The 7,741-nt window shown below is 72.7% G+C and carries 7 protein-coding genes; 2 read left to right on the top strand and 5 right to left on the bottom strand.

The features are described 5' to 3' along the window. Nucleotides 1-514, top strand: a 514-nt coding sequence (locus ACFQS1_RS12185; protein ID WP_378967029.1) for a C40 family peptidase, incomplete at its 5' end; no start/stop codon positions are given. Between the two features lie 75 nt (nucleotides 515-589). On the opposite strand, the gene ACFQS1_RS12180 is transcribed toward ACFQS1_RS12185, so the two are convergent. Then, complete coding sequence (locus tag ACFQS1_RS12180) at nucleotides 590-1,063, bottom strand: DinB family protein (RefSeq protein ID WP_378967027.1); 474 nt, start codon at nucleotides 1,061-1,063, stop codon at nucleotides 590-592. A gap of 32 nt (nucleotides 1,064-1,095) precedes the next feature. Beyond that, nucleotides 1,096-3,843 (bottom strand): DEAD/DEAH box helicase, encoded by a 2,748-nt coding sequence (locus ACFQS1_RS12175; protein ID WP_378967025.1) that lies wholly within the window; start codon nucleotides 3,841-3,843, stop codon nucleotides 1,096-1,098. 87 nt (nucleotides 3,844-3,930) lie between these two features. On the opposite strand from ACFQS1_RS12175, the gene ACFQS1_RS12170 reads away from it, so the two are divergent. Then, a complete protein-coding gene (locus ACFQS1_RS12170; protein ID WP_378967023.1) occupies nucleotides 3,931-4,674 on the top strand; it encodes an HAD family hydrolase in 744 nt (247 codons plus the stop codon). 822 nt (nucleotides 4,675-5,496) lie between these two features. Here ACFQS1_RS12170 and ACFQS1_RS12165 read toward each other — a convergent pair. The 3 genes from ACFQS1_RS12165 to tatC form a co-directional block, all read right to left on the bottom strand. Then, the gene (locus ACFQS1_RS12165; protein WP_378967021.1) at nucleotides 5,497-5,796 is read right to left on the bottom strand and encodes a hypothetical protein; all 300 of its coding nucleotides are present in this window, start codon (nucleotides 5,794-5,796) and stop codon (nucleotides 5,497-5,499) included. A 61-nt stretch (nucleotides 5,797-5,857) separates the two neighbouring features. Beyond that, nucleotides 5,858-6,757, bottom strand: a complete 900-nt coding sequence (locus ACFQS1_RS12160) for a diacylglycerol kinase family protein (RefSeq protein ID WP_378967019.1) — start codon at nucleotides 6,755-6,757, stop codon at nucleotides 5,858-5,860. A 14-nt stretch (nucleotides 6,758-6,771) separates the two neighbouring features. Beyond that, the gene (gene tatC, locus ACFQS1_RS12155; protein ID WP_378967016.1) at nucleotides 6,772-7,737 is read right to left on the bottom strand and encodes a twin-arginine translocase subunit TatC; all 966 of its coding nucleotides are present in this window, start codon (nucleotides 7,735-7,737) and stop codon (nucleotides 6,772-6,774) included. Between the last annotated feature and the right edge of the window lie 4 nt (nucleotides 7,738-7,741).

The following is a 7,741-nucleotide window of genomic DNA, read 5'->3' as shown; positions in this document are numbered from 1 at the left end:
GGCGTCGCTCTCCCGCGCGGCGTCGCTCTCCCGCGCGGCGTCGCTCTCCCGCGCGGCGTCGCTCTCCCGCGCGGCGTCGCTCTCCCGCGCGGCGTCGCTCTCCCGCGCGGCGTCGCTCTCCCGCGCGACGTCGCTGTCGGCCGCGCAGGCCGCGTTGCTGCGGGGCAGGGTCATCGTCGCGGCGGCCGGCGCCCAGAAGGGCAAGCCCTACCGCCACGGCGCCGCCGGTCCCCGCGCGTTCGACTGCTCCGGCCTGTCCGGCTACGCCTACCGCGCCGCCCACATCCGCCTGCCCCGCACCTCGAACGCCCAGTACCGCGCCGCCCGCCCGGTCAGCCGCGCCACCGCCCGCCCCGGCGACCTGGTCTTCTGGGTACACGGTCGCAGCGCCTACCACGTCGGCGTCTTCGCCGGCGCCGGTCGCGTCTGGCACGCCCCGAAACCGGGTGACCGCGTCCGCCTGGCCAAGATCTGGAGCCCCCGGGAAGTCCGGTTCGGCCGCATCGGCGCCTGATCCCGTCGCCGAGGGGCGCGCAGTACCGGCGCCCCTCGGCGATCCCCGCGGCATCGTCGGCCGGCCGGAGCCTGGCTAGCGCCCGGTCGAGCCGTCGATGAGCTCGCGCAGGATGTCGGCGTGCCCCGCGTGCCGAGCCGTCTCCTCCAGCATGTGCCCGATGACGAACCGCAGATTGCAGCGCGGCTGCCCGTCGTCGCGCGCCAGCATCGCCTCGAGGTCGCCCTCCACGAGCACGTGCGCGACGCGCTGCCATGCGGCCTCGTACGCGTCAATCGCCGCGCGCAAGGTGTCGCCCTCCCGGACCTCCTCGTCCGGGAGCGTGACGTCCTCGCCCGCGAAGCGCACCAGAAACCAGGACAGCTCGGCCCACGTCAGGTGTTTGACCAGCCACAGCAGGCTGGTACCACTGCCCACCGGCGACCGGCGCGCGGTCTCGTCGTCGACCCCGGTCACCTTGCGCACCAGCGATTCCCGCTGGAACTGCAGGAGCCCGACCAGCGTGGCCCGCTCCCCCGTCACGGTCCGTGGCGGTCGTCGATCAGCCAACGTGGCTCTCCCCACGCTTTGTCCCGGTGATGTCAGAGCTCGCCCTGATAAGCCAGCACCCCCCGGTTGACCGCGGCGATCGCCTTGCGGGCCGTGTCGCGCACGCCGGTCGACGACGCCGGCGCCTCCTTGACCTGGCCGAGCAGGTCGAGCACCTGGCGCGCCCAGCGCACGAAGTCGCCCGCCGGCATGTCGGCGTCGTAGTTGTGGCCGCTCGCCAGCACCCGGGCCAGCGGCTCGCCGCGGGCCCACCGGTACATCGGCCACACGAACCCGGGGTCGGGCTCGCGGGTCAGGCTCAGCCCGCGGTCGGCCTCGTCGGCGGCGATCTCGCCCCACAGCTTGGTGCAGGCGTCGACGGCCGCGGTGATCGGACCCTTCGGCACCGAGGCGCGGTCGTCACCCTCGCGCCGCGACTCGTAGAGCACCATCGAGACGGCCGCGGCCAGCTCGTCGGGCTCGAGGCCCTCCCAGACGCCCTGCCGCAGGCACTCGGCGACCAGCAGGTCGGCCTCGGACCAGATGCGGCCGAGCATGCGCCCCGCCTCGGTGACCTCGCCATCGGGCGACAAATATCCGCGCTCGCCCAGCACCGCGCACACCTGGTCGAACGTGCGGGCCAGCGATCCCGTGCGCCCCGCCACCCGGTCGCGCAGGGCGTCGGTGTCGCGCTGCAGCCGGTGCCGCCGCTCGGCCCAGCGGGCGTGCTCCTCGCGCTCGGGGCAGGCGTGGCAGGGGTGCTGCCGCAGTCGCACCTTGAGCAGCGCGATCTCGGCGTCCTCGCCGGTGTTGACGCCGCCGCCGCGGCGCCCGCGCCGGCCGCCGCCGTGCCGCTCGAGGCCGGTCGCGGAGATCTGGGCGGCCAGGTCGCGGCGGGCCGACGGGTTGCGGTGGTTGAAGTGCTTGGGTACGCGCAGGCGCTCGAGCACCTGGACCTCGCCCGGGAAGTCGGCCGGACTGACCCGCCCGGCCCACCTGTCCTGGGTCAGCACGAGCGGCCGCGGCTCGCCGAAGCCCCCGGCGGGCGCCTCGAGGACGACCGCCAGCCCGGCCCGCCGCCCCTGCGGCACCCGGATGATGTCGCCCACCCGCAGCCGCTCCAGCGAGGACACTGCCGCGGCCCGCCGCTGGTTGGCGCCCTGCCGGGCGAGCGCGCGCTCCCGGTCGGCGATGGCCACCCGGATCCCGAAGTACTCGTCGAAGTCGCCGTGGTGGCAGGCGGCGTCGTTCCCGTACGCCTGGATGGTGTCGACGTTGCGCTGCACCTGCCGGGCCAGTCCGACCACCGAGCGGTCGGCCTGGAACTGGGCGAACGACGACTCGAGCAGGTCGCGGGCCTTCTCGGCGCCGACCGTGCCGACCAGGTTGACCGCCATGTTGTAGGACGGGCGGAACGAGGAGCGCAACGGATACGTACGCGTGGACGCGAGCCCCGCCACGTGGCGCGGGTCGACCTCGGGGCTCCACAGCACGACCGCGTGGCCCTCGACGTCGATGCCGCGGCGCCCGGCCCGACCGGTGAGCTGGGTGTACTCCCCCGGGGTCAGATCGACGTGCGCCTCGCCGTTGAACTTGACCAGCCGCTCGAGCACCACGCAGCGGGCCGGCATGTTGATGCCCAGGGCCAGCGTCTCGGTCGCGAACACCGCCTTCACCAGGCCCTGCACGAAGCACTCCTCGACCGCCTCCTTGAAGGCGGGCAGCATGCCGGCGTGGTGCGCGGCGACGCCCCGCTCGAGGCCGTCGAGCCACTCCCAGTAGCCCAGGACCGACAGATCCTCCCGCGGGATGCCGGCCACCTTGGCGTCGGCGATGCGGCGGATCTCGGCGCGCTCCTCGGAGTCGGTCAGCCGCAGCCCCGCCGCCAGGCACTGCTGCACGGCCGCGTCGCAGCCGGCCCGGCTGAAGATGAACAGGATCGCCGGGAGCAGGCCGGACCGCTCGAGCCGGTCGACCACCTCGGGCCGCGGCGGCGGCTGCCAGCGGCGGGAGCGCCCGCGATAGCCCGGCCCGTGCGCCCGGTCGGTGAGCTCGAGCCGGCGATCCATCTCGCGCGTGTAGCGCAGCAGCTCGGGGTGCACGTCGTGCTTCTTGGCCGCGTCGGCGTCGTGGAACAGGTCGAACATGCGCCGGCCGACCAGCATGTGCTGCCACAGGGGGACCGGCCGGTGCTCGCTGACCACCACCTCGGTCTCGCCGCGCACGGTGACCAGCCAGTCGGCGAACTCCTCGTAATTGCTGACCGTCGCGGACAGCGAGACCAGGGTCACCGACGCCGGGAGGTGGATGATCACCTCCTCCCAGACCGCGCCGCGGAACCGGTCGGCCAGGTAGTGGACCTCGTCCATCACCACGTAGGCCAGGCCCTTGAGCGCGGCCGAGCCGGAATAGAGCATGTTGCGCAGGACCTCGGTGGTCATCACCACCACCGGGGCGTCGCCGTTGATCGCGTTGTCGCCGGTCAGCAGGCCGACCTTGTCGGGGCCGTAGCGCTCGACCAGGTCGTGATACTTCTGGTTGGACAGCGCCTTGATCGGCGTGGTGTAGAAGCACTTGCGCTCGCCGGCCCGCAGCGCGAGGTGCACGGCGAACTCGCCCACCACCGTCTTGCCGGCGCCGGTCGGCGCGCACACCAGTACGCCGCTGCCGCGCTCGAGCGACTCGCAGGCCGAGCGCTGGAAGTCGTCGAGGTCGAACCCGACGTCGACCATGAAATCCTCGAGCGCCGGGAACGCCGCCCGCCTTTTGGATTGGGCATACCGCTCGGCGGGACTTGTCATGCCGACAACGCTACTTCCTGGGTGTGACAACTCGCAGCACCGGCGGTGGCGTCCCACTGTCCCGGACCGGGTGGGTATCGTGCTTCCGTGCCGGAAGCCGTGGAATCGACCGATCATCCTCCCCATCGGCCGTCCCGCCAGGTCGACGCCGTGCTGTTCGATTTCCACGGCACGCTGGCCCAGGTGGAGGATCCGATCCAGTGGGTTCAGGCGGCCGCCGTGGCCTGCGGCCACGAGCTCGACCGGGGCCGGGCCACGATGCTCGCCGACCGCTTGGTGATGGCCGGCCGCGCCGGCGGGCCGCTTCCGGCCCGGGTGCCGCCCCACCTGGCGGAGCATTGGGCCGACCGTGATCTGTACGCCCACAGCCACCGCGCCGCGTACACCGGCCTGGCCGCCACCGTCGCCACCGACGTGGAAGGCTTGGCGGACGCCCTGTACGACCGCCTGCTGGGCCCGGAGGGCTGGCTCCCTTACGCCGACACCGAGCCCACGCTGCGCACCCTGCACGACGCCGGCATCAAGGTGGCGGTGGTCAGCAACATCGGCTTCGACATCCGCCCCCACTTCGACGCCTGGGGCTTCGACGCGCTGATCGACGCGTACGCGCTGAGCTACGAGCTCGGCCGCACCAAGCCCGACCCGGCGATCTTCCTGCGCGCCTGCGGCATGCTCGGCGCCGACCCCGAGCGCACCTTGATGGTCGGCGACTCCCCCGCCGACGCCGGCGCGGTGCAGGCGGGCTGCGCGGCCCTGGTCCTGCCCGCCTCCGAGCCCGGCCACCCGAACGGCCTCACCGCGGCGCTGGCCCTGGCCGGCTGCGGCGCGTAGCACATTCCGCCGCCGCCCGAGCGTTTTCCACAAACTCGAGTCGTCCACAGCCTCCGTCCCCCGCTCACCCGTACACCCATCTTTCTCGTGGACAATGACCTGAGGGGGCTCCCCCAGGGAGGGTGGGGTCCGCGGCGGCGCCCGAAATGATCTTTGTTCTGCGCTGGGCCATCGGCCACCTGGTTGCCACCGGCGCGTCGCCGTCGCACGGCGGGGCTGCCTGCGGTTTCGGTAGCCGGCGGGGCTTGCCATGGCCGGGCGAGCTGGGTGGTCGCGGCGGGTGCCGCCACTCAAGCTGATGACGCTTGGGGATCCCGGTACGGCTGTCAGACGACGCGCCGCCTTCCGGTGGCACTTCTCGAATGGCAGGACGCGCACATCACGATGCGGGAAGCCGGGTCGAATCGGACGCGACATATCGGGAATTTCAGGCGGAAGGCCCGTCGGCGTGCCGAAGGATGAAGACCTAACGCTTCCCTCGAACTGCGACTTATCAAGATCGCAACGCACCTCACCCAGGGTGCCGAATGGCGAGACGCGGTGGAGACTGCGGCCCGATGGACTTATCCGGAAATTTCGTTGGCTGGGCGCCGAGGGAGTCAAAGATGAAGACTTCCGGCGCTGACCGAACCGAGCCTCATCAAGGTCGCGCTCCGCGATCGTCGCTGGCGGCCGGGCTGGGCGGGATCGCGGCGGGCGGGGCGGGATCGCGGCGGGCGGGGCGGGATCGCGGCGGGCGGGGCGGGATCGCGGAGGGCGGGGCGGGATCCCGGCGGGCTGGGCGGGATCGCGGCGGGACCCGGGCCGGAGCCACGCCACGCCTCAGGCGTAGGCGTCCAGCGCGAGCCCCTTGCGGATGCCGGCCTTGCGCCTCTCGGTGGGCGTCACGTCTGCCGCCTCGCTCTTTGTCACAGCAGCGGCCGTGGGCGTCGCCGTGGCGCCCTGGTGCCTGCGCTCGCCCGTCGACGTCTCCGCCGAGGCCGTCTCCGCCGAGGCCGCGTCGGAGCCGGGCGGCGGGACGGCCGCCTCGGCCATCGCCTTCAGCGTCGAGCGAGCGGTGTCGAAGGCGGTGGTGGCGAGCGACGCGGCGCCACTGAACGAGCGGAGCGAACTGAGCGACATGCTCTCAGGTTCGGTCCCGGCGGAGATTTCTGACCGCGTGGCCCGCCCCGCAACCGGACCGCTACCGCAGCAGCCGCAGCGCGCCGGGGACGCAGGTGATCTCGAGCGGGAGCGGGCCGACCCGCTCGCCGTCCGCGTACGCGATGATCCCGTCCGAATGGAGGCGCACCTGCTTCGCCCGGTATGCCCGGACCCGCGGGTCGGTCACGTGGGTGCCCCGGCGCAGCCGCGGCTTGAGGCGGGTCATCGCGGCCCGGGTCAGTGGCAGGGCGGTGACGATGTCGAGCAGCCCGTCCGCTGGGTCGGCGGCCGGGACGATCCGCAGACCGCCCCCGTAACTGGGGCAATTGCCGACCGCGACCAGCGTTCCCTCGAAGCCGTGATCGACCCCGTCGAGCTCCAGGGCGTACAGCCGGGGGCGCACCCGCACCATCTCCAGGAAGATCGCCACGTCGTACCGCCGCGGGCCGCGCGGCCAGCGCATCCGGTTGGCCCGCTCGTTGACGATCGCGTCGAACCCGGCCGCCAGCACCGCCCCGAACCAGCGCGTCTCGCCGTCGGTTCCCACCGCGCGGGCGAGGTCGATCGGCACGACGGACGACGACTCGAGGGCGGAAGCGATCGCGGACGCCGCCGCCAGCGGATCGAGCGACACCCCGGTCCCGGCGGCGAAGTCGTTGCCCGTCCCGGCCGGCACCACGCCGAACGCGACGGACCGCGTGGCGGCCGCCTGCAGGGCGAGGTGCACCGTCCCGTCGCCGCCCACGGCCACCAGAGCGGCGCAGCCGTCCCCGACGGCCCGATGGCAGGCCTTCTCCGCCTCCTCCGCCGTCGACGCCTCCAGCAGCCGTACGTCGTGCCCGGCGGCCCCGAGCCGCCGCACCACCCCCGGAAGCAGACCGCGGTGCCGGCCACGCCCCGCGCGGGGGTTGGCCAGCACCGCGATGTCACCGCTCGTCATGGCGGGGGACATTACTACGTCATGTCGTCGAAACGACCCTCCAGCGGCAGCGGTTTGCTCACCGGAGTCGGTCCGTCGACCGGGCTGGGCGCCTCGATCGGGTCGGAGGCGCCGACCGGCACCCGGTCGTCCTCGAGCGGCGAGATGGTGTCGTCGTCGAGGTCGGCATAGATCTCCTTGCCGCGGCCCTTGCGCCGGTCGTTGAGGAAGCCGATGCCGACCGCGATGAAGTAGAGCAGCACCATGCAGGCGGCGAGCAGCGTCATGCCGAACGGTCCGGGATCGGGCGTGGCGACCGCGGCGAACGCGAACGACACGAAGATCACGATCCGCCACCAGCCGAGCAGCCGGCGGGCCGAGACCACGCCGGTGAAGTTCAGCATCAGCAAGATCAACGGGAACTCGAACGCCGCCCCGAAGAGCATCAGCATGCTGGAGACGAAGCCCAGATAACTGCCGACTTCAAGCTTCGTCGGCTCGCCCAGGACGCCCGCCTCCATGATGAAGGCGAGGCTGTGGCCGACGACGAAGTAGGCCAGCACCGCGCCGGTCACGAACAGCGGGGCCGCGATGGCGACGAAGATGTACGCCCACTTGCGCTCGTGCCGGTGCAGGCCGGGCGCGATGAACGCCCAGAGCTGGTAGAGCCAGACCGGGGCGCCGACGATGATGCCCACCCACAGCGCGATCTTGAGCCGGATGATCAGGCCGTCGCCGACGCCGAGGACCAGGAAGTCGCAGTACGGCGTGCCGTCGGTGCGGGTCGACCAGGACGACGGCAGCGCGCAGTACGGCTCCTTGAGCAGGTCGAAGACCCAGTTGGACAGGATGAAGCCGACGATCAGGCCCACGACGAGGCCGAGCGAGGCCACGAACAGCCGGTTACGAAGCTCCCGGATGTGGTCGATGAGCGTCATCGAGCCGTCGGCGGCCTGCTGGAACTTGCTGGGCCGCCCCTGACGGCGAAGGGTCAGCGCCATGACC

It is taken from the genome of Paractinoplanes rhizophilus, from assembly GCF_042664765.1.
Lineage (GTDB): Bacteria > Actinomycetota > Actinomycetes > Mycobacteriales > Micromonosporaceae > Actinoplanes > Actinoplanes rhizophilus.
Note: the sequence above shows the minus strand (reverse complement) of the source record. Positions and strands in the feature narration are given on the sequence as shown.

Coding starts and splice junctions, on each gene's coding strand:
- ACFQS1_RS12160 (WP_378967019.1), bottom strand. CDS start 6,757: ATGACGAGCGGTGACATCGCGGTGCTGGCCAACCCCCGCGCGGGGCGT.
- ACFQS1_RS12165 (WP_378967021.1), bottom strand. CDS start 5,796: ATGTCGCTCAGTTCGCTCCGCTCGTTCAGTGGCGCCGCGTCGCTCGCC.
- ACFQS1_RS12175 (WP_378967025.1), bottom strand. CDS start 3,843: ATGACAAGTCCCGCCGAGCGGTATGCCCAATCCAAAAGGCGGGCGGCG.
- tatC (WP_378967016.1), bottom strand. CDS start 7,737: ATGGCGCTGACCCTTCGCCGTCAGGGGCGGCCCAGCAAGTTCCAGCAG.